The following is a 20,507-nucleotide window of genomic DNA, read 5'->3' as shown; positions in this document are numbered from 1 at the left end:
TCCCCTGCTCAGTGGCTGTGCGAGGCGCTAGCCTTGCCCAACTCGGATTTGATGACAAAGCTGTTTTCCACGGCGTAGGACGTACCCGCTTCCAACCCTTCGACAATTTCCACCGAGTTGGCATCGCGGCGGCCGGTCGTCACAGCTTGTGCAACAAACTCGTTATCGTGGCGCACAAATACCACTGACTCTTCCTCCAGGGTGTGGATCGCCTCAGGCTCTATCGCGACAGGCACTTGTGCCTCACCTGAGAGCACTTGGACATTCACGAACAGGCCGGGCCTCCACGCCCCATTGGGATTGGGCAAACTGATCCGAGCCGTAGCAGCCCGGCTTTGCTGGCCCAACAGCGAACCGACATACGAAACGGTGCCTTGAGCCTGTGAGTCAAAGGCGGTAGCCTGTACGATTGCTTTGCTGCCAACACGCACGGTGCCCAGTGCTTCAGCCGGCACAATCATGTCAGCCCATACCGTCGACAAATCTGAAATCTTGAAGATCGGCGCATCAGCACTGACCGTCTCCCCAAGGGCGATGTCTTTTTCTACGATCATTCCATCGAAAGGTGCTCGCACTTCGAGGCGGTTGAAGTGACCAGGTTCACCGGCATCAGTCCCCAGCGCCTGGAGCTGCTCAAGGGCGTCGTCCACAGCAATCTGCGCTTCTTGCAGTTGCTGGCGAGCTTGCAGATAGTCCTGCTCGGCCGACACCTTCTCCTTCCATAACAGCCGTTCGCGCTCATAGGTGGTTCGCGCCAGCGTCAGGCGCTTTTGCGCGGCGCTCAACGTGCTGCGTCGCTCGGACAGCTCCGGGCTGGCTATCTCGGCGAGTACATCGCCTTCTTTGACCTCTTGCCCGAGGTTGGCTTTAACCGCCTGTATGACGCCGGCAAGGCGCGGAACGAGCTGCGCAGTGCGATCGGCGTTAAAGACGATTTCGCCCGGCAACTGGATGGTGCTTTGAATGGACGCCGGCCCAGCAGTCGCCAAGGTGATTCCGGCCGCCTCAATCTGCCCCTGCGTAAAGGTCACCTCGCGCCCATGCTGTTCTTCATCTGCATGCGTCTCGCCACCCTCATCCGCATGTTCAGCCTCCTTGCTGTCGTGCTGCTTTTCTGTATCTTCCGACGCATGCGCATGTTCCTCTTGCTCGGACCCACCCTCCTGCGTGTTGGTCCCGGCCAACAACAAGGTACTAAGTAAAACGCCAATGAGGACAATCAGGGCAATTAAGACGGTCTGCCGGCTGCGGTTGCCCAAACCTGGCTTATTTTGTGTGCTTTTCATAGTCAATCTGATCCCAGAATACGGTCTATTTGCGCGAGGGCTTGATATGCATCCGATAGTGCTGAAAGGTGGCGAACGCGCGCTTGAAATAACGTTCGCTGCGCATCCAACACTTCGGTAAACCCGAACTTGCCAGCTTCAAAACCTTTCTTGGCGCGTTCAAACGCCGTTTCGGCCTTAGGCAAAATGTCGGATGCAAGCCTTGCCGAGGTACTTTTGGCCATGTCGAACTGGCTGGCGCTCTGTTGTAACTGCGTCTGCAAACGAATCTTTAAAGCCCGGTAATCGTCTCGGCTCTTGTATGCCAGCATCGATGCTTCATAGACGTTGCCTTGATTTCGGTCGAAAAAGGGCAAGGGAATCGATACGCCCACCATCATCTGATTTCGATCTAGTTCGTTATTACGAATGACGCCGGCGCTTACCGTCAGATCCGGATATCGCTTGCTGCGTTCCACATCGATCTGAGCTCGAGCTCGGTCCTGCTCAAGCCGTGCGGCCTGTATATAAGGAGAACGCTCCAGTGCAGCGGCCAAGTCGTCTAACCCGGGGCGTGCCGGCAAGACAGCGACCTCCCCTTGCGCTTGGGTGAATTGCGGTGACGGATTGCCCCACAACGCCGAAAGGGTGCGCCGCGCCAGTTCCAAGGAGCTGGCCGCCTGGGACTTTTCCAACTCGGCGTTTGCCAGTTCGACCTGCGCCCGATCAGCCTCAAGCGGCGGAACTTTTCCCGCCTCCACGCGCCGATCTGCAATGCGGTATGCATCGCCAGCAATCTCAACCGTTTTAGTTGACAGCGCTACTTGCTCTTGCGCGATCAAGACATCGAAAAATGCGGCCACCGTTTGTGATCGCACATCGGCTCGAGCCTGCAGCAGCTGCTGGCCCGCAATATCGCGGGTAAGCTCGGCCGAGGCAATGCGCGCATCGCGCTTGCCCCCAAGCTCGATAGGTAGACTGAGTTTGGTCGTTGTCGTACGCGAGGCCTTGCGGGATGTGTCCTCTACTTCGATGTCCAGTATCGGGTTTGGCCTGACGCCGGCCTGCAAGACGACGCCTTGCGACGAATCGGCCGCGTAACGGGCCGACGAAAGGGTGTAATTGGCATCCAGGGCCAGTGTCAAAGCCTGATTGAGTGTCAGCGACGTGGCTGGCTCAGTGGGCGGGGCAGTGGGCGCGGCGGAATATGAAGGCAGCGGCTGGGCCGAGGCGGCGCTCCAAAGGATCGCGGCGGCCGCAAATAGAACTAATGCACTGCGCATGGAATTGCTCCAAGATAGTCTTTAGAGATACTTGACTCTTGAGCAGCGCCGGGGGGTGCGGTCATAGTCGCCCAGGGGCGAACGCGACGGGAGCGATTCTGTTAAATCAGACGAAAGTGGTACCCGTCCAGCCGTTCCCAGCTACTGCAAGGATAGACGTCACGACGCGGTGAGTGCTGCGTCGCGCCGTTTCAGGCTGACGCGTTCCATTTAGGCCGCTCTGGCCGTTCGATGAAGATCTGTAACGCAAGTCGCGACTCTTGGACTCGAGGGGCTGCGTCAGATGAGAAGGAGATGCCTTGATGAGGGCCGGTTTCGACAATACCGAGAGCATGCAAACCGCAAAAACGGTCTTCGTGATGAGCACTCGGTGTGGTGGAACTGTCTTGGCCGCCGTCCTTTGCTTGAACCATTTGAGCTTCGGAGCAAGTAGGAGAACAGCTATCATGCTCTTGTGTCGCGTACACACTGACCACTCCCCAGGAAGCCTGGAGGGGCAGAAGCACCAGCAGAAAGATGAATATAAACTTTTTCATTCAAGCTGGATTATATCAAATTCAGCTGGGAATTCTCATGGCCGTAGGCCCATCCCGCATTCCAATACTGAGGCCCTTAGGCTATAGGTGGTTGAGAGTTATTTAACTAAAATACAAATCGATGCCAGTGCCGTTTAGCTGCCCGTCGTTTCGGTTTCCTGCTCCATGGCGCGCTCGGCCAAGCGGGCGACCTCGGCGGCCACACCTTTGCGCTCACTGTAGCGGTCTGTCAAGTAATCGCTGCGATCCCGGACCAGCAAGGTGAATTTGACAAGTTCTTCCATCACGTCGACGACACGGTCGTAGTAGGCCGAAGGTTTCATCCGTCCGTCCTCGTCGAACTCCTGGTAGGCCTTCGCCACCGATGACTGGTTAGGGATGGTCACCATGCGCATCCAACGGCCAAGTACGCGCAGCGCGTTGACCGCGTTAAAGGATTGGGAGCCGCCGCTGACCTGCATGACAGCGAGGGTACGGCCTTGCGTCGGTCGCAGGCTTCCCACCTCCAGAGGCAGCCAATCGATTTGGCTCTTGAACACCCCTGTTAAGGTGCCATGTCGTTCGGGGCTACACCACACCTGCCCTTCGGACCAATTCGATAGTTCCCGCAACTCAATGACTTTAGGATGATCGGCAGGAACGCTATCGGGCAGCGGAAGACCCTGTGGATTAAAAATTCTTGTTTCGGCGCCCAAGCGCGTCAGGATGCGCGCCGCTTCTTCGGTAAGGAGGCGGCTGTATGAGCGCTCACGTAGCGAACCGTACAGTAGAAGAATACGAGGCGGATGCGTTGCCCCAACCGACAAGGAAAGCTTGTCATGAGTGGGTGTGTCCAATAGGGTCTCGTCGACTATTGGCAAGGTCAAATCGGCGGGTGAAGAATAGCTGGTCATCGATGGTCTCAAACTAACAGAAAAAAAACGGCTGAGCGGCGTTGGAAGGTGGAGTATCGCTAACGCACGCGTTGACCGCGCTCATCGATAACAACATCCCCGTCTTCTTTGGTAAAGGGTCCCTGCTGGGTTTGCGGAAGAATATCGAGAACCATCTCCGAAGGCCGGCACAGGCGTACCCCTAATGGTGTAACAACGAAAGGTCGGTTCATCAAAATGGGATGCTCTTGCATCGCCTCGAGCAACTGGGCATCCGTAAGTGCCGTGTTATCCAGGCCCAGTTCCATAAATGGAGTGCCTTGTTCACGCAGCGCCTGGCGCACCGTTAACCCGGCACGTTGAATTAGATCGGCGAGCGCCTCACGGGATGGCGGCGTTTTCAAGTATTCAATTACGGTGGGCTCTATACCGGCATTGCGGATCAAGCCAAACGTGTTGCGTGAGGTGCCGCAGTCGGGATTGTGGTAGATCGTGATATCGCTCATAGTGGTTCCATTATTTTAACGTTTCGATTATTATTGATCAATGGAAACGAAAAGTATAGTCCGCGCACTGGCCGCCATCGCCCACGAGTCCCGCCTGGAAGCCTATCGCTACTTGGTGCAAGCCGGCCCAGCCGGCCTACCGGCCGGGCAGCTGTCAGAATTGGTGGGAATTGCACCGTCGTCTCTTTCCTTTCACCTAAAAGAATTGGTGAACGCGGGGCTGTTGTCGTCGCGACAGGAAGGTCGTTTTGTATTCTATTCAGCCGAATATGAAGCCATGAATTCGCTTCTGGCCTATCTCACGGAAAACTGCTGTGGCGGAAACCCGTGCTCGCCCGTAAGCCTCGATGCTTGTGCTGTGACCCAGAAAACTCGCTCCTAGCCACTCATTCATGTACTGACCATTGAGCCGGAAACACACAATAGAGGAACTTTTTCACCATGTCGGATAAAGTCTATAACACCCTGTTTCTTTGTACAGGAAATTCGGCACGCAGCATTATGGCTGAAGTGCTACTCAATTCATTTGGTCATGGTCGTTTTAAGGCGTTCAGCGCCGGCAGCCGCCCCGGCTCACAGGTGAACCCACTCACTCTCGAAATTATTCAAGCAACACGGCTTCCAATCGATGGCTTACGCAGCAAAAGTTGGGATGAATTCGCCCGGCCAGGAGCACCACAAATGGACTTTGTCATCACCCTCTGCGATAGCGCCGCGGGTGAAGAATGCCCCTTGTGGCCTGGCCAACCGATTACGGCGCACTGGGGCTTTGAAGACCCATCGGCCTGTACGGGCACCGCTGAAGAACAGCGAGGGAAGTTTGATAAGGTTTTTCGCCAGATCGCAACCCGCATCAAAATTTTCAATAGCCTGCCATTAGCCACGCTGGACAAAGCGGCAATCAAACGCGAACTCGACACACTGGGCGATCGAGCAACACAAGCGAGCACCACAGCTTCTTAACCAATATGCGTTCGGACCGGTTCGCCGCGAGCCCTCTTGCAGGTCCGAAGCTCTGCCCACGAACTTCCCTCCCATCTCTTGTGTACCGAATATATGAACGTCCTTTTCTTATGCACGGGCAATTCGTGCCGCTCTATCCTGGCTGAAGCCACTTTCAATCACCTTGCTCCTACCGGTTGGAGCGCCATGAGCGCCGGCAGCCATCCTACCGGCCATGTGCATCCCCGGTCGTTGACGCTGCTCGCGCGCGAAGGCATTTCAACAGACAGCTTTTTCAGCAAATCCTGGGATAACCTACCGCATACCCCGGATATCGTCGTCACGGTTTGCGCGAGCGCCGCTGGCGAAACGTGCCCCGCATACTTGGGCCGGGTTACCCGAACTCATTGGGGTGTTGAGGATCCGGCTCACGCCACCGGTACAGACAACGAAATTGACGCGGCGTTCGATGCTGCATACCGCATTTTGCGAACGCGCATTGAAGCATTCTTGGCGTTGCCGCTCGCTGATTTGAAGAATGACCCGACCCGTCTGAAGACTGAACTGGATCGCATTGGCGATCTTTTTCCTTGATGCATCGTTGCGAGCGTTTGCGAACCGACGCTTTTGCCCTCAATGCCCTGCCTAGGGCGCCTTCCCTTTTGTCGTAAAGAGATTTCACGTGCTTGCTGCGTTATTGATTTTTATTGTCACCATCGTCCTAGTCATTTGGCAGCCGCGCGGCTTGAACATTGGCTGGAGCGCTATGATCGGCGCAGCCCTTGCACTGGCTTTCGGCGTAGTGAGCTTCAGCGACATACCCGTGGTCTGGCAGATCGTCTGGAACGCTACCGCTACGTTCGTGGCTATTATTATTATCAGCCTGCTCTTGGATGAAGCGGGCTTTTTTGAATGGACAGCACTGCATGTCGCCAGGTGGGGCGGTGGGCATGGCCGGCGATTATTCGCACTGATCGTGTTACTGGGGGCTGCGGTATCTGCGTTCTTCGCCAATGACGGTGCCGCCTTGATTTTGACACCCATCGTCATGGCCATGCTGTTGGCGTTAGGGTTCAGCCCTGCAGCCACACTGGCTTTTGTCATGGCGGCAGGCTTTATTGCCGACACGGCCAGTCTGCCACTCATCGTGTCCAACCTGGTCAATATTGTTTCCGCTGATTTTTTCGATATTGGTTTTGCACGATATGCCGCGGTCATGGTGCCCGTCAACTTTGTTTCCGTTGCAGCCACCTTGCTGGTTCTGTTTTTGTATTTTCACCGCAGTATTCCGGCTCGCTACGACGATAGCCAACTCAAAGAACCGAAAACGGCGATTCGCGATCTGGCGACGTTTCGCGCCGGCTGGGTCGTACTAGGATTGTTGTTGATCAGTTTTTTTACCCTTGAAGGATTTGGCGTGCCGGTCAGTGCTATCGCCGCTTTGGGTGCAATCACGCTGCTTATCGTCGCGGGACGCGGGCACAAAATCAGCACACGCAAAGTCGTGCGCGAAGCGCCTTGGCCTATCGTAATATTCTCTCTGGGCATGTATTTGGTGGTCTATGGGCTGCGCAATGCGGGGCTCACAGAAATGATCGCTGATCTGCTCAACTATCTGGCCAGCCACGGTTTATGGGCTGCCACCCTGGGTACCGGTGTGCTCACCGCCCTGCTCTCGTCCATTATGAATAACATGCCTACCGTTCTGGTCGGGGCGCTTTCGATTGACGCCAGTCAGGCAACGGGCGTGGTCAAAGAAGCCATGATCTATGCCAATGTCATTGGCAGCGACCTGGGCCCAAAGATCACGCCTATCGGAAGCTTGGCTACGCTCCTGTGGCTGCACGTCCTGGCACGCAAGGGGATGACCATTACCTGGGGATATTACTTCCGAGTAGGTATCGTGCTCACTTTGCCCGTATTGCTTATTACCCTCGCGGCGCTCACGCTACGATTAGGCGTTACATGACAAAAATGTAATGCGCCAAGCCCCGAATTAACGTCTGACCACGTGTTGGTATGTGGCATGATGGAATTTGACCGCAATTTCCCTAGGCGCTAAAAGCATCTGGCCGTACACGGGCTGAACTTGCGCTCACACTCTTGGAAGGTTTTTATCGCCATGGCGCACAACAAGTCTGAACCTCACAACCACAACGTGACGCAGCCCGCCTCCAGCTTGCAACTCACCGATCCTGTGTGCGGTATGCCAGTGACGAAAGACTCCGTAAATCAGGTTCAGCATGAAGGCAAGCATTTCTATTTTTGTAGCACCAAGTGCTCGGAAACGTTCAAGCGTGATCCCAAAAAATTCACCGGTCAGAAAAACAAGAACGAAGCAGCTTTCGAGCAGGTAGCTCCTGGCACAATTTATACCTGTCCGATGCACCCCGAGATTCGACAGGATCATCCGGGAAGCTGCCCAAAGTGCGGCATGGCGCTTGAGCCGCTCATGCCCAGCCTGGAGGACGATAATCCTGAGCTGAAAGATTTCTCTCGGCGATTCTGGTGGACGCTGCCCCTTACGGTCATTGTCACCGTGCTGGCCATGTTTGGTCCGCAGCTTGGCTGGTTCAGCATGAGGGCGCAAACGTGGATCGAACTCGTGTTGTCAATACCCGTGGTGCTATGGGCTGGGCAGCCCTTCTTCGTGCGCGGCTGGCAATCCGTTGTCAACCGCAGTCCCAACATGTGGACGCTCATCGGTCTTGGTACAGGCGCCGCGTTCGTCTATAGCGTCGTGGCGACAGTCGCACCGGGCGTTTTCCCCGAAACGTTCATATCCATGGGGCGTGTGGCTGTTTACTTTGAAGCCGCAGTGGTCATCATTTCCTTGACTCTGTTTGGCCAGATCCTGGAGCTGCGGGCGCGTTCGCAGACGTCAGCTGCCATCAAATCACTGCTGGGACTCGCACCCAAAACAGCCCGCCGGATCAACGCGGATGGATCAGAAGAGGATGTACCCCTGACGCACGTGCATGAAGGCGATCGCCTGCGTGTGCGCCCTGGGGAGAAGGTCCCCGTTGATGGCGTCGTCGAAGATGGTGCGAGTTCGCTGGATGAATCCATGCTCACGGGCGAACCTCTGCCGGTGAGCAAGCGCGCTGGTGACAAAGTGATCGGCGCGACGATGAACACATCCGGCTCGCTAATAATTAGAGCTGAAAAGGTCGGCTCAGCGACCGTGCTTTCGCAGATCGTGCAGCTCGTCGCACAAGCGCAGCGCTCCCGCGCACCGATGCAACGCATGGCAGATCAAGTGGCTGGTTATTTTGTGATGGCAGTCGTCGCCATCGCCATCATCACGTTTTTTGTCTGGGGTATTCTTGGGCCGCAACCGAGCTGGGTATATGGCTTGATTAACGCCGTAGCTGTACTGATCATCGCCTGCCCATGTGCCCTGGGCTTGGCCACGCCCATGTCCATTATGGTGGCAACCGGCCGTGGCGCCACTCAAGGCGTGCTGTTTCGTGATGCGGCAGCCATCGAGAACCTACGTAAAGTCGATGTCCTTATCGTCGATAAGACCGGCACCTTGACGGAAGGCCGCCCTGCGTTCGAGCAGGCCATTCCGGCAGGCGACACAGAGGCTGCCGAAGTGCTGCGTCTGGCGGCTAGCCTTGATCAGGGCAGTGAACACCCTTTGGCCGACGCCATTGTCACGGCGGCGCGGGAGCGGGGTTTAAGCCTAAGCGCTGTAAACGACTTCGAGTCAGGTAGCGGTATCGGTGTACGTGGTCAGGTCGAGGGCAAACACCTTGCTTTGGGCAACACTGCCTTGATGGATCAAGAAAACGTTAACGTTACGATCATGGCCAGTACCGCCGAATCGTTGCGCGCCAAGGGTGCAAGCGTCATGTATTTAGCAACAGACGGTCAATTAATAGGTTTGCTGGCTGTCTCTGACCCCATCAAGAAAAGTACGCCCGAAGCCGTGAAGGATCTCAAGGCGGCTGGGATCCGCGTCATCATGGCAACAGGCGACGGCGTTTCGACGGCTAAAGCTGTGGCACAGCAATTAGGAATTGACGAGGTTCACGGTGAAGTGAAGCCGGCCGACAAGCTGGATTTGGTCAGCAAACTTCAAGCAGAAGGCCGAGTTGTTGCGATGGCCGGCGACGGCATTAATGACGCACCTGCCCTAGCCAAAGCGGACGTCGGGATTGCGATGGGTACCGGAACCGACGTGGCGATGAACAGCGCGCAGGTCACGCTGGTCAAGGGAGACTTGCGCGGCATCTCGATTGCGCGCCACCTCTCGGACAAAACAGTCGCCAATATGAAGCAGAATCTGGGCTTCGCATTCGTTTACAACGCTCTTGGGGTGCCCTTGGCCGCTGGGGTCTTGTACCCGTTTGTCGGGCTGTTGCTTTCACCCATGTTCGCGGCATTGGCAATGAGTCTGAGTTCAGCATCGGTCGTTTTCAATGCCCTTAGGCTTCGAAAGTCTACCTGAAGTGCAACGCGTCGCGTGAGTCGGTGGCACTTGAACTTAGCAAGTAGCCAAAGCTGACGTATTTGGAGAAATAGCAAATCTTTACGTAAAACAGGAGATCAGCCATGCGCCAATACCTTCGGTTTGCCGCCATGATCGCTACTTCAACGATCGTGATGTTCGGCCTTATGTATCTAAATACGTATGAGCTGAACGACGTCTTTTTCAGTGAAACGCGCGTGTATATGGCATTCATGATGGGCGCCGCGATGGCAATCATCATGTTGGCCTTCATGCTCCATATGCACCGAAGTCGTCGCGTGAACAGTGCGATTTTTGCCGCCAGCGCGATAGTATTTGCGCTTGCTCTCTGGCTTGTGCGAAGTCAGTCAACCATTGAGGATGTTTCCTGGATGAAGGCAATGATTCCGCATCACTCCATCGCGATCTTGACCAGCGAACGGGCGACCCTCTCTGATCCTCGCGTTCGTGAACTGGCCGGTCAAATCATCGAGTCACAGCGCGGAGAAATCGAAGAAATGAAAGCGCTTATCAAGGATCTCGAGAAATAAATCCGCATCTGAGCCGCAAGTGAGCCTGAACGAAGTCACAGGAAAGGTTCTAAGCAACAATACTCATTGACTGCCTGGGTAACTGCACAGGATTGAATGCCGGAAACTCTGCATCAGCCGACGATGCGCTGACCCAGGTCTCCAGCGTCGTGCTGGCCTCAAGCGCTCTGGCAATCGCATTGGCGACTGTGATCACCCACTGCTCATCAATGCAAAGCGAAGTACGCAGGGTGCCGAAGGTAAATGGCTTGCTCAAGCGATCGCTCCATCGTTTCCAAGGACGATGCGGGAGGCAGTCTTAGGTTAGCGACGGCATTTGGTAGCCGACGCCCCATGAACGGCTCGCAGCGCGTCCAAAGCCATCGAAATAGCTTTCTTGACAGCTCTTTGGTTCGAACTCAGATCTCGTTATTGAGGCGAGGATGGCACTTCAAGTTTATCGGCATACTTAATCATGATGTCGCCCATGGCACGCATCATTTCGCCATGCATCTGCATCATCACTTTGCTATTGGCGCCGCTGGCGGCACCCATCATAGGGCAACTGCCCATCATCCCCATCATGCCGTGATCTTTCATCCTACCTGGATTCATCTGGCCCATCTGGCTCGCGTCACCATTATGCATCATGCCTGGTTCAGCTTTCATGCCCGTGGATGTGCTATCGCCGCTGGGAGTCGCTGCTACTCCTGCACCGCTTACGCCCAACAAGAGCGCCGTAACGGGCGCAATAAATAGTGCTTTCATATTCATTTTGATCTCCTAAATTCAGAAAATTGACTTTTCACGAACCGGCTTGAACTTGTGGCGCAAGAGAGATGTAGGTGTGGAGGTATAAATTCTTCTAGCGTCAGAGCAGCAAAGGCGTACCACTCGTGGCGTACCCGGCTATGCCGTTGCTTTTCTGTAGATTCTAGTCCTTGGAAAACGGTTTACCGTTAAAGTCAACAGTAACTAAATTGCCGTCAAGTTCGCCCATGCCCGGCGCATTCAACGGCATGCCAGGCGCCGACACGCCCTTCACCGACGAGTCAGCGAGTAACTTGTTGACAGCATTGGCCGGTACGTGCCCCTCTATGATTTGGCCAGTGGCTTCTACCACGCCTGTATGACACGAACCGAGCTGCGACGGCACACCGAGTTTTTGCTTGACTGAAGCCATATCGGCCGTCTTGATGGCAGTAACATCAAAGCCGGACTCCCGCATATGCTCAACCCAACCGGAGCAGCAGCCGCAATTGGGGTCCTGATATACGGTAATGGCCGTGCCGGCAGCCTGTGCAAAGGATGACGCGACAGATAAGGCAGCCGCTGTTAGCCATAGTTTCATGAAACCTGCTCCAGCAAAAATGTAGATCTTGAATGATTCATAGTATAGATAAAGACCACAACCAAGCAGCTTAGTTCTGCCGTTGCAAAGTAACTTCCTTCTGTGCCTCTAGAACTTTAGGAGGCCAAGTGCTCTTGATATAAGTCAGTACCGCAATGGTCTCTTGGTCGCTGAGGATGTCGCGATACGCGGGCATGTCGCTCACATAGCCTGGAGGTGCTGTCTTCCCAGGGACCAGACCGTTTTTCACCATATCGACCAACATCGCATCGGGATGGTGCCAGGTATGGCCGCTCTTGTCATGCGGCGGTGCAGGCAGCCTGCCATTGGACATGCGTTCACGCCAGTTCGGCTGGCCTTGCAGGGCCTCGCCATGGCAGGCTGCGCAATTGTTCGCATAGATCGCCTTGCCCTGCATCACAAGGGATTGGTCCGCAGGGTCGATGAATGCCGGGCCAGATGGCCGAGTCGTGCTGTAAAGGACGGCGGCGGCGCCGATTATGACGACGCCAACCATTCCAAAGACCAATTTTTTTCTCCGTGTCATTTGAATGCGCTAGATCAGCTGACTTTTACCTTGCCGACCATTCCAGCTTCCATGTGACCCGGAATCAGGCAAGCGAAATCGACAGTGCCCGCCTGGTCGAACTGCCACACCAAGCCGCCAATCTTGCCCGGGTCCAATGTAATCATATTCGGTTCCGAATGCTGCATCCCCGGCATCTTCTGCATCTCGGCCGCATGGGCCTTCATATCGGCAATGGACCCGATCACCATTTCATGAGGGATTTTCCCCGTATTCTTGATAAAGAAACGAACTGTCTCGCCAGCGCGGACCTGGATGTCACCAGGCGTAAACCGCATGGTGTCGTCCATCGTCAGTTCAATCGTGCGCGTAACTTTAGCCGGATCGCCCGGCTGACCAGTTGGCGAAGGTGCATTCGACATGGTAGACATATCGTGACCGGGCATGCCATGCGCCGGTGCGCCATGCCCCCCGCCATGGTTGCCGGCAGCCAATGCGAGGGTCGGCAGTACGCTCAAAGCCAGAATAGAAAGGGTCTTCTTCATATCAATACTCTCTTGAGATTTGTTTTAGCAGGCGGCCTTTTCAAGCCGCCCATGCGAAAAGGTGAAAGGCGACTTCAGAAGCGAAAGCTCAAACCGGCCACAAAGCGAGTTTCCTGCTTGGAGTCGCCCGCTGCCCGTGCGTAATCCGCCGTTTTTCCAAACTTGCTGGACCATTCGACGCCCACGTACGGGACGAACTGACGCGTGACTTCATACTTGAGGCGCAAGCCCGCCGTGCCGTCTGTCAAGCCGCTGCCAATGCCCCAGCGTTCATCGTCCTTGCCATAGAAATTCACTTCGACGCTGGGTTGCAGATACAGCTTCTGAGTCAACAGGATGTCGTACTCGGCCTTCAGCTCCAAAGCGGTGTGGCCGCTCGAGCCAACATAGGCGGTGGCATCGACTTCAAACCAGTAAGGCGCTAACCCTTTAAAGCCAAATGCCAACCATTCCCGGTTCGGCACGCCTTGGCCATGATCGAAACGAAAGCCCAGCTCCGTATCCCAAAACGTAGAAACTGCATGGCGCCACAAAAGCTGCGTCTCAGATTCTTGCAGCTTACCGCTCGCTACTTCCCCTTCGGCTTTGATCACGGCGCGGTTGTAGGTACTGCCGTACCAGGCCTCGCCTTCATAGGCCGCCCATTCCTCGCCGCGCGCCCTGACGTACTCCAACCGGTCAAAATTGACGGAGCCGAAGTTGTGCATGTCGGACATGATTAGCGCATCTGACGGCGGCAACGCATACTTGCCGGCATTGCGGACGTAGCCATCGGAGTAGGCGTCCGGATCGCGAGCGTCCGGCGGCGGCGAGCCGCCCTGCATCTGCATATCGCCATGATCCATTTCGCCACCGCTATGGTCCATGGCACCCATATTGTGGGCAGGGGTTGGCGCATTAAAGCCGGACTGACCGCGCGACATTCCCGGCATGGCGGAAGTGTTTTTGACCGGGTCGGCCTGCTTCATGGGCATTTTCATGTCGTCATGACCCTGGGCTGGCGCTTTCCCTGCGCCATGGCCCATACCGGGCATGTCCATCGAACCGTGGTCCATACCCGGCATACCCATGGAGCCATGCTCCTTATCGGACATGTTCATAGAGCCATCCATGCCCGAAACCGTCGCGGGCGTGCTTGTTGCGGGCGGCGCCGCAGTATGACCGGCATGGCCGGCATGCGTCTGCGCATAGGCAAGCACGGGCATCACTCCCACTGTAGCGATAGCCATCGCAAGAAACTTCTTCTTCAATTGATTGTTCATGACCGGGATGCCTAACGTGTCGTTCATTGTCTTCATGCCACCACCACTTCGCGAAACATCCCGGCATCCATGTGTAGCATCAGATGGCAGTGCCATGCCCAGCGTCCGAGCGCATCGGCGGTCACGAGAAAGCTGATACGCTGAGCAGGCTGGACGGGTATCGTGTGGCGTCGAGCCTGAAATTGGCCGTCTGGCGTTTCCAGCTCACTCCACATTCCGTGCAAATGCATGGGGTGCGTCATCATGGTGTCGTTATGCAAGATGACTCTGACTCGTTCGCCGTAACGGAAATGAACCGGGGTCGATTTTCCGAACTCGACGCCATCGAACGACCAGGTATAGCGCTCCATATTGCCGGTCAAATGGAACTCGATTTCACGTTCTGCGCCGCGCGGGTCCATTGGGCCGCCCACTGTGTGCAAATCGGACAGCGTTAGGACGCGTCGGCCGTTATTACGCAGCCCAATGCCGGGATCGTCCAGGTTGGTGCGCGGCATATCGACCCGCATATCAATGCTGGGCCCATACTCGGTCCTGGCATGGCGTACTTGGGTGCTGGCGCCGGCCGCAGACATAGCGCCGTGGTCCATGCCTGACATACCTGCGTGATTCATACCTTGCATGCTGCCGTGATTCATTCCAGCCATATTCCCGTGGCCCATTCCGGCCATGCCTCCATGGCTCGTGCCACCGGACGATTGGTTGGCCGCGCCATGGCTCATTCCTGCCATGCCTCCGCCCATAGCGCCCATCATGTCCGCCATGGTCAACCATTCCACGGGGTCGAGCGCCGGTACTGGCGCTTCGAGACCGGCATGCGTGGCTAGCGTACCGCGCGCATACCCTGTTCGGTCCATTGCTTGCGCATAAACGGTGTAAGCGTCGTCCTTCGGTTGTACCAATACATCGTAGGTTTCTCCGGGCCCAAATCGGAACTCGTCCACCGTAACGGGCTCCACATTGACCCCGTCGGCTTGAACGATGGTCAACTGAAGGCCCGGAATGCGTACATCGTAGAAAGTATTAGCCGCGCCGTTGATAAAGCGCAGCCGCACCCGCTCTCCAGGCCGGAATAGCCCCGTCCAGTTGCCCGCCGGCGCCGTACCATTCATCAGGTAGGTCAGCACGTTCGCGGACAGATCGGCCAAATCCGTGGGGCTCATGCGCATCTCATTCCACATCTTGCGCTTGTCGATAGCCGCTTTCAGGCCCATCTGGGAGGCGTCTTGAAAGAAATCGACCGCCGTGGGCTGGTTGTAGTTGTAGTAGTCGCCCTGCATCTTGAGCTTGGCCAGAACCCGCATCGGATCCTCGTCGGTCCAGTCAGAGAGTTGGACGACATACTCGCGATCGGCCCGTATGGAGTCAGTCTGTGCCGGGTCGATAATGATCGCCCCATAAACCCCTGTGGCCTCTTGCATGCCCGAGTGCGAGTGATACCAATACGTGCCGCTTTGCTGCACCTTGAACCGATACGTGAACGTTTCGCCGGGCGGGATTCCCGCAAAGCTGATGCCGGGCACCCCGTCCATTTGAAACGGCAGGATGATGCCATGCCAATGAATTGAGGTGGTTTCGTTCAGGCGGTTCTTGACGCGAATAGTGACGGTATCGCCTTCGCGCCAACGCAACGTGGGCGCCGGGAGCGAGCCATTGACCGTCGTCGCCATACGCGGCGTACCAGTGAAATTCACAGGTGATTCACCGATCTCCAGATTAAATTCGGTCCCACTCAGTATCGCCGCAGAACCCGTACTAGTTCGGCCCGATTGCATTCCAGCGGCACGGGCAAATGGCGACAAGCCCAGCAACACGCCGCCGGCCACAAGGCCTTGCACAAAACGGCGACGAGGTATGGCCGGGAGGGGAACCGCTAGCGTAGTTGAGCGTTTCACGCGGGGAGAATCCTGTAATGAATCGTTGATCGGAGCTTCGTCTGCCGCATTCTGGGCGAACCGACAAATTGCTATTCCTAACTTTAATCAAGTACGGCTGTCACACGAATGACGGCTCCATTACTTTTCTGTAATCTGGAATTCGCGGCGGATTTCATTTGCGGACTCTGTTTAGCGTGATACGAGTGGTACAGACAGCGTCTTCTCTATCGGTGGATAGCAGACGCCGGTGGGATCGTTACAGCCTTGATAGGACGCTTGCAGAATCAGCGCCACGCCAGTGCCAGTTACGAGCAGGGCTGTCAACAAACGAATAAATTTCACTTCAACCACTCATCATCCAGAACATCATGATGCCCATGAAAATGAAAGCCAAAATAGCGACCAACCCAATTGCCGCTAGTACTAGGATGACTATTCGAGTGAGTCTGGTTCTCATGGTCTGCTCAAGCATCAAAGCGGTTCGCTGGAGCTGGCGGACGTGAGTGCCCGCCAGCATTAGTCCCTTCCGGTATTTGTGTTTGAGTGGGTCCACCGTTCTTTGAAGCGTTGTCGCTGTGGCACGACTGCATGCCTTTCATCATGAAAAGCATCATCAACGGACAAATCAGAAAGAATAAGAATGGGCTCACCGCAGCGATCCACTCCCGCGCGACAGGCAGGGCCGCATACGCCACTGCAATCAGCGCGGCCAGCCCAAGACCGCCTTTCAACATCGTCTTCACATCGCATTTCATTGTCGGCTCTCCTTTTACTTGCGCCACTGGAATTCAGTCTAGGAACGAGCCTACTGTAACGGTCCGTCGCTGTCAGAAAGGTTGCGCGGGCATTACATCTTTGTCATCTTTAAAAGGAACGCCACAGAGGTAATAAATTTGTTGCGATATGTATGAAGCACCACATCACTTCACCCTGTCCGGGGCAAAGTCCCGTTCTATTTGCAAGAGGCGGCAAAAAACACCATATCCGTTGACATTCCCACTGTGGGAATGTTTATCCTGCAGTTATCCGGCTCGGCGAATTACCAATAGAGGGAAAAAATGATTCAATTTGAAGTAAACGATATGACTTGTGGGCACTGCGTGGGCGCCGTTACCGCCGCTGTCAAAGACGTCGCACCCGAGGCTATCATTTCGGTTGACCTGGCCGAGCACACCGTGCGCGTGGAGGGGGTTCCCGACGCAGACGTAGTAGAACAAGCTATTCGCGAGGCGGGTTACAGTCCGTCGCGTAAAGTTTAAAAGGCCAAGGCGCAATGATGCGCCCTGGCCTCAATTTGTTCGTTTGCCCGCACCGCTCGTGCGGGTAGCGATCCTGGTTGCTAGGCCGCTCAGGCCGTCTGCGCCATCCGCCTGCACTCTTCAGCACATCTGCGGCAAGCCCCGGCGCAACGCTGGCAGTGATCCATTTGGTGTTTTGCGCATTCATCACCGCAAGCTTGGCAGACATCAGCGCACAGACGGCAAAGGGCTTGGGCGAATTCACTGCCCCTGGCCATATAACTGGCCGCCAGTCGGCAAATTTGTGCGCAATCCATGTCCAGCTTTATGCAGCGCGCCATAGCTTTAACATCTTGTTCCCCCAGGCATGAGGCTGCGCAGTGGTCGCACTCCGTAGCGCAGGCATAACAAGCGTCTATGCAGGATTGAAACTTTTCATGAGGCATATCGATCTCCAACAAGGTTGAGGTGTGATCATCATGTGACCGCCGTCATGCGGCGCCACTTCCCTCATGCAGCAACTTGGATGCCGTACGGGCAGTAATTTGCCTGCAAAAGCTGGCAACCCAGCTCTACCGGTGATGGCTTCTACCGTAGCATTACAATTTTGTAATGCTGACGTCATGTTGCCGTCAGCGGCATCGCATTACAGTTTGACAATGGACGGCAGAATGCTCTTCCTTTCGTGATAGCCGATGGACTTACAGGATCGAACCCATGAAATTGCTGTTGGTCGAAGACGAGACCAAAACCGGTGATTATGTACGCCAAGGGCTAGTCGAGTCCGGCTTCGTTGTGGACCTCGTGCGCACTGGCTTGGACGGGCATCATTTGGCTTTGACTGGCTCGTACGATTTGATTATCTTGGACGTCATGCTGCCCGATGTGGACGGTTGGCGTATCGTCCAGGCTCTACGCGATGCGAAATCGTCGACGCCGGTATTATTTCTGACTGCCCGAGATAGTGTAGAAGACCGCGTCAAAGGGCTGGAGCTGGGCGCAGACGATTACTTGGTAAAACCGTTCGCTTTTTCAGAGCTCCTAGCGCGTGTACGTACGTTATTAAGGCGGGGTGCCGCTCCTGCCTTCCAAGATCAGTTACAGATCGCTGATCTCGTTCTCGATATTCCTCGACGTCGAGCCCAGCGCAAAAGCGTGCGTATTAATCTCACGAACAAAGAGTTTGCCTTGTTGGAACTCTTGGTACGTCGGCAAGGCGAAGTACTGCCTCGCTCGTTGATTGCTTCCCAGGTGTGGGACATGAACTTTGACAGCGACACCAATGTCATTGATGTCGCGATCCGACGCCTACGCGCCAAAATCGATGACGATTTTGATCCTAAGCTTATCCACACGGTACGCGGCATGGGTTACATGCTGGACGTGACGCTCCCCGAATAGTTGATGAAAAGACGGCCGGCATCCCTAGCTGTACGGCTTACCGTTTCTATTGGGGCGGTGATAACAGTCGTACTACTCACATTCGGCTGGATCGTAGAGCGGTCAATCAACAACCACTTTATCCAGCAAGATGTTGATGAACTGAATGCAGTCGTTCAGGCCTTAAAGCACACGCTAGCCACGCTACCGCCTGATATAGCACCTGCCGAATTGAATCAGCCGCTTGCCAATGCCGTGTCGGGCCACCATAACGCTCAATATCGTATCTCCTCGGACGCCGGTGCACTCATCTATGCTACGCCGGGATCGAATTTGGACAGGTTTGCTCAAATCGCTCAGCCTGTAGAGAAAATCACTATTGACACGGTTGGCATATGGCAAGATCACGGCGAGACGTTTCGAGGAGCTGTACTACGGACCGGAACGGATAGTTTCCCTGCGCCGCGCACCTTAACCATCGCGGTGGCCACGGGCATCAATTTCCATCTGCATTATCTGGACAGCTTTCGGGACTATCTCCGAATCATCACAGTGGCGGCCTGTCTCATTGCGATTTTGGCTACATGGCTCGCGGTGCACCAAGGCCATGCACCGATACGGCGCATTAGCCGCGAAATCGGAAAAATCAGGTCCGATCAGCTGTATATACGACTCGAACCACACGCCGTTCCTACTGAACTGGTCGGGCTTGCAATGTCTTTCAACGGAATGCTTGAGCGGCTTGAGGGCGTCTTCCGCCGTCTCTCCGATTTTTCAGGTGACATCGCGCACGAGCTTCGAACCCCCATCACGAATCTGAAAACCCAAACCGAAGTCGCACTTTCTCAGTCCCGCAGCGTCGAACAGTATCGGGAGATCCTGTATTCGAACTTAGAAGAGTACGAGCGCATGGCGAAAATGCTTGGTGATATGCTGTTTTTGGCGCAAGCGGATAACAATCTACTCAAACCCGAACTCGTTAAAATCGACCTTCAGGCCGAGATGCGCATCCTTTTCGACTACTTTGGCGCCTGGGCCGAAGAGCGCGAGGTGGGCTTAAAGCTTGTGGGGCCACGGGGTTGCATCATCGGAGATCGGCTGATGATACGCCGGGCATTGAGCAACCTGTTATCGAACGCGATTCGATACACGCCTGCAGGAGGCTCCGTCATAGCAACCTTCGAAGTCGAATCTACGAATATCAGGCTTTGTGTTCGGAACCCCGGTCCCGTCATACCTTCCGAACACATTGCCCACATTTTTGAGCGTTTTTATAGACCTGACGCATCGCGACAGCGTACTGGTGAAGGCGCAGGCCTTGGCTTAGCGATTGTTAAATCGATTGTGGAAGCACATGGGGGAAAGATTAGTGCACGCTCGACTGCTGAGGCGACAACATTCGAGATATTGTCACCAGCAACAAAATGTTGACCATACGTCAGAGTTCGGCTACGACGTATGCCCTTCTATTAATCTGCCGGCTTCACATTTAAGTTGGCAGTAACAACATATAGAGCAAAAAAACTTGACTGCGTGCGTCAAAAAAGACGACGGCTCGTCATGCTATATCCGTGGTGGTTTCAAGCAAACTATGAGTTCGCTCGCCGTATCGCGCTTCGGCTGCCCGCGTAAGCCGCCTTAAAAGCACAAGCGAGGCCTGACGAACTTCGGGAGAGAGGCTCTCAATCATCGCTCGCTCCTCTGCGATCAAGTCTGAGCGGATCGTTGTATATAACTCTTGCCCTGCTACAGTCGCCTGGATCCGGATCGCCCTGCGGTCGTCCTCATCCTCGATGCGAATGACATACCCCGGCTCTACCCCGTAATCGGGGGATCTAGGCATTCACTAGACTCGGTTAATTACACCATTCCAACCGCATTGGGCCAAGACCCGCAAGCGGTAGTTCTCAAAATTCCTGAACCCATACGCTCTGCGTG

At 55.3% G+C, this 20,507-nt stretch carries 24 protein-coding genes; 9 read left to right on the top strand and 15 right to left on the bottom strand.

The genetic code is table 11. The features are described 5' to 3' along the window. Positions 1-8: 8 nt before the first annotated feature. The 5 genes from H0484_RS14560 to arsC form a co-directional block, all read right to left on the bottom strand. Positions 9-1,286 carry an efflux RND transporter periplasmic adaptor subunit gene (locus H0484_RS14560; protein ID WP_226955378.1) on the bottom strand — a complete coding sequence of 426 codons (1,278 nt, stop codon included), beginning with the start codon at positions 1,284-1,286 and terminating at the stop codon, positions 9-11. 2 nt (positions 1,287-1,288) lie between these two features. After that, a complete protein-coding gene (locus H0484_RS14555; protein WP_226955376.1) occupies positions 1,289-2,548 on the bottom strand; it encodes a TolC family protein in 1,260 nt (419 codons plus the stop codon). A 191-nt stretch (positions 2,549-2,739) separates the two neighbouring features. After that, positions 2,740-2,961: a hypothetical protein gene (locus H0484_RS14550; protein WP_226955374.1), complete on the bottom strand. Its 222-nt coding sequence runs from the start codon at positions 2,959-2,961 to the stop codon at positions 2,740-2,742. Positions 2,962-3,218: 257 nt separating this feature from the next. Further along, positions 3,219-3,977, bottom strand: coding sequence for an arsenical resistance protein ArsH (gene arsH, locus H0484_RS14545; RefSeq protein ID WP_226955372.1), 759 nt, complete (start codon positions 3,975-3,977; stop codon positions 3,219-3,221). 59 nt (positions 3,978-4,036) lie between these two features. Next, entirely contained in the window at positions 4,037-4,462 is a 426-nt protein-coding gene (arsC, locus tag H0484_RS14540) for an arsenate reductase (glutaredoxin) (RefSeq protein WP_226955370.1), read from the bottom strand. 40 nt (positions 4,463-4,502) lie between these two features. On the opposite strand from arsC, the gene H0484_RS14535 reads away from it, so the two are divergent. From H0484_RS14535 to H0484_RS14510, 6 genes are all read left to right on the top strand, one after another. Then, entirely contained in the window at positions 4,503-4,844 is a 342-nt protein-coding gene (locus H0484_RS14535) for an ArsR/SmtB family transcription factor (RefSeq protein WP_226955368.1), read from the top strand. A gap of 59 nt (positions 4,845-4,903) precedes the next feature. Then, the gene (locus tag H0484_RS14530; protein WP_226955366.1) at positions 4,904-5,425 is read left to right on the top strand and encodes an arsenate reductase ArsC; all 522 of its coding nucleotides are present in this window, start codon (positions 4,904-4,906) and stop codon (positions 5,423-5,425) included. Between the two features lie 93 nt (positions 5,426-5,518). Continuing rightward, positions 5,519-5,998 (top strand): arsenate reductase ArsC, encoded by a 480-nt coding sequence (locus H0484_RS14525; RefSeq protein WP_226955364.1) that lies wholly within the window; start codon positions 5,519-5,521, stop codon positions 5,996-5,998. 88 nt (positions 5,999-6,086) lie between these two features. Continuing rightward, on the top strand, positions 6,087-7,373 hold the full coding sequence (locus H0484_RS14520) for an arsenic transporter (RefSeq protein WP_226955362.1): 1,287 nt from the start codon (positions 6,087-6,089) through the stop codon (positions 7,371-7,373). Positions 7,374-7,526: 153 nt separating this feature from the next. Further along, entirely contained in the window at positions 7,527-9,860 is a 2,334-nt protein-coding gene (locus H0484_RS14515) for a heavy metal translocating P-type ATPase (RefSeq protein WP_226955360.1), read from the top strand. Between the two features lie 104 nt (positions 9,861-9,964). Next, entirely contained in the window at positions 9,965-10,411 is a 447-nt protein-coding gene (locus H0484_RS14510) for a DUF305 domain-containing protein (RefSeq protein WP_226955359.1), read from the top strand. 49 nt (positions 10,412-10,460) lie between these two features. On the opposite strand, the gene H0484_RS14505 is transcribed toward H0484_RS14510, so the two are convergent. The 9 genes from H0484_RS14505 to H0484_RS14465 form a co-directional block, all read right to left on the bottom strand. Further along, positions 10,461-10,667, bottom strand: coding sequence for a hypothetical protein (locus H0484_RS14505; protein ID WP_108621357.1), 207 nt, complete (start codon positions 10,665-10,667; stop codon positions 10,461-10,463). A 152-nt stretch (positions 10,668-10,819) separates the two neighbouring features. Further along, positions 10,820-11,164 carry a hypothetical protein gene (locus H0484_RS14500; RefSeq protein ID WP_226955358.1) on the bottom strand — a complete coding sequence of 115 codons (345 nt, stop codon included), beginning with the start codon at positions 11,162-11,164 and terminating at the stop codon, positions 10,820-10,822. Between the two features lie 160 nt (positions 11,165-11,324). Further along, entirely contained in the window at positions 11,325-11,741 is a 417-nt protein-coding gene (locus H0484_RS14495) for a DUF411 domain-containing protein (RefSeq protein ID WP_226955356.1), read from the bottom strand. A 70-nt stretch (positions 11,742-11,811) separates the two neighbouring features. After that, on the bottom strand, positions 11,812-12,288 hold the full coding sequence (locus tag H0484_RS14490; protein ID WP_226955354.1) for a c-type cytochrome: 477 nt from the start codon (positions 12,286-12,288) through the stop codon (positions 11,812-11,814). A 14-nt stretch (positions 12,289-12,302) separates the two neighbouring features. Then, a complete protein-coding gene (locus tag H0484_RS14485; RefSeq protein ID WP_180013325.1) occupies positions 12,303-12,812 on the bottom strand; it encodes a cupredoxin domain-containing protein in 510 nt (169 codons plus the stop codon). 74 nt (positions 12,813-12,886) lie between these two features. Further along, a complete protein-coding gene (locus tag H0484_RS14480) occupies positions 12,887-14,101 on the bottom strand; it encodes a copper resistance protein B (protein ID WP_226955400.1) in 1,215 nt (404 codons plus the stop codon). Positions 14,102-14,106: 5 nt separating this feature from the next. Further along, the gene (locus tag H0484_RS14475; RefSeq protein ID WP_226955351.1) at positions 14,107-15,969 is read right to left on the bottom strand and encodes a copper resistance system multicopper oxidase; all 1,863 of its coding nucleotides are present in this window, start codon (positions 15,967-15,969) and stop codon (positions 14,107-14,109) included. Between the two features lie 171 nt (positions 15,970-16,140). Then, on the bottom strand, positions 16,141-16,245 hold the full coding sequence (locus H0484_RS15265) for a protein-disulfide reductase DsbD domain-containing protein (protein WP_226955398.1): 105 nt from the start codon (positions 16,243-16,245) through the stop codon (positions 16,141-16,143). Positions 16,246-16,415: 170 nt separating this feature from the next. Next, positions 16,416-16,706, bottom strand: a complete 291-nt coding sequence (locus H0484_RS14465) for a DUF2933 domain-containing protein (RefSeq protein WP_226955350.1) — start codon at positions 16,704-16,706, stop codon at positions 16,416-16,418. Positions 16,707-17,009: 303 nt separating this feature from the next. On the opposite strand from H0484_RS14465, the gene H0484_RS14460 reads away from it, so the two are divergent. After that, complete coding sequence (locus tag H0484_RS14460) at positions 17,010-17,210, top strand: heavy-metal-associated domain-containing protein (protein ID WP_226955348.1); 201 nt, start codon at positions 17,010-17,012, stop codon at positions 17,208-17,210. Between the two features lie 89 nt (positions 17,211-17,299). Here H0484_RS14460 and H0484_RS14455 read toward each other — a convergent pair whose 3' ends face one another. Beyond that, on the bottom strand, positions 17,300-17,635 hold the full coding sequence (locus H0484_RS14455; RefSeq protein WP_226955347.1) for a four-helix bundle copper-binding protein: 336 nt from the start codon (positions 17,633-17,635) through the stop codon (positions 17,300-17,302). A gap of 271 nt (positions 17,636-17,906) precedes the next feature. Here H0484_RS14455 and H0484_RS14450 point away from each other — a divergent pair, with 271 nt between their 5' ends. Continuing rightward, positions 17,907-18,590 (top strand): heavy metal response regulator transcription factor, encoded by a 684-nt coding sequence (locus H0484_RS14450; RefSeq protein ID WP_013742891.1) that lies wholly within the window; start codon positions 17,907-17,909, stop codon positions 18,588-18,590. 3 nt (positions 18,591-18,593) lie between these two features. Further along, on the top strand, positions 18,594-20,000 hold the full coding sequence (locus tag H0484_RS14445; RefSeq protein ID WP_226955345.1) for a Cu(+)/Ag(+) sensor histidine kinase: 1,407 nt from the start codon (positions 18,594-18,596) through the stop codon (positions 19,998-20,000). The last annotated feature ends 507 nt before the right edge of the window (positions 20,001-20,507 follow it).

The organism is Mesopusillimonas faecipullorum (assembly GCF_020539505.1).
Taxonomy (GTDB): Bacteria; Pseudomonadota; Gammaproteobacteria; order Burkholderiales; family Burkholderiaceae_B; genus Mesopusillimonas; species Mesopusillimonas faecipullorum.
The sequence above is the reverse complement of the archived record's forward strand: the minus strand, read 5'-3'. Positions and strand labels throughout refer to the sequence as shown.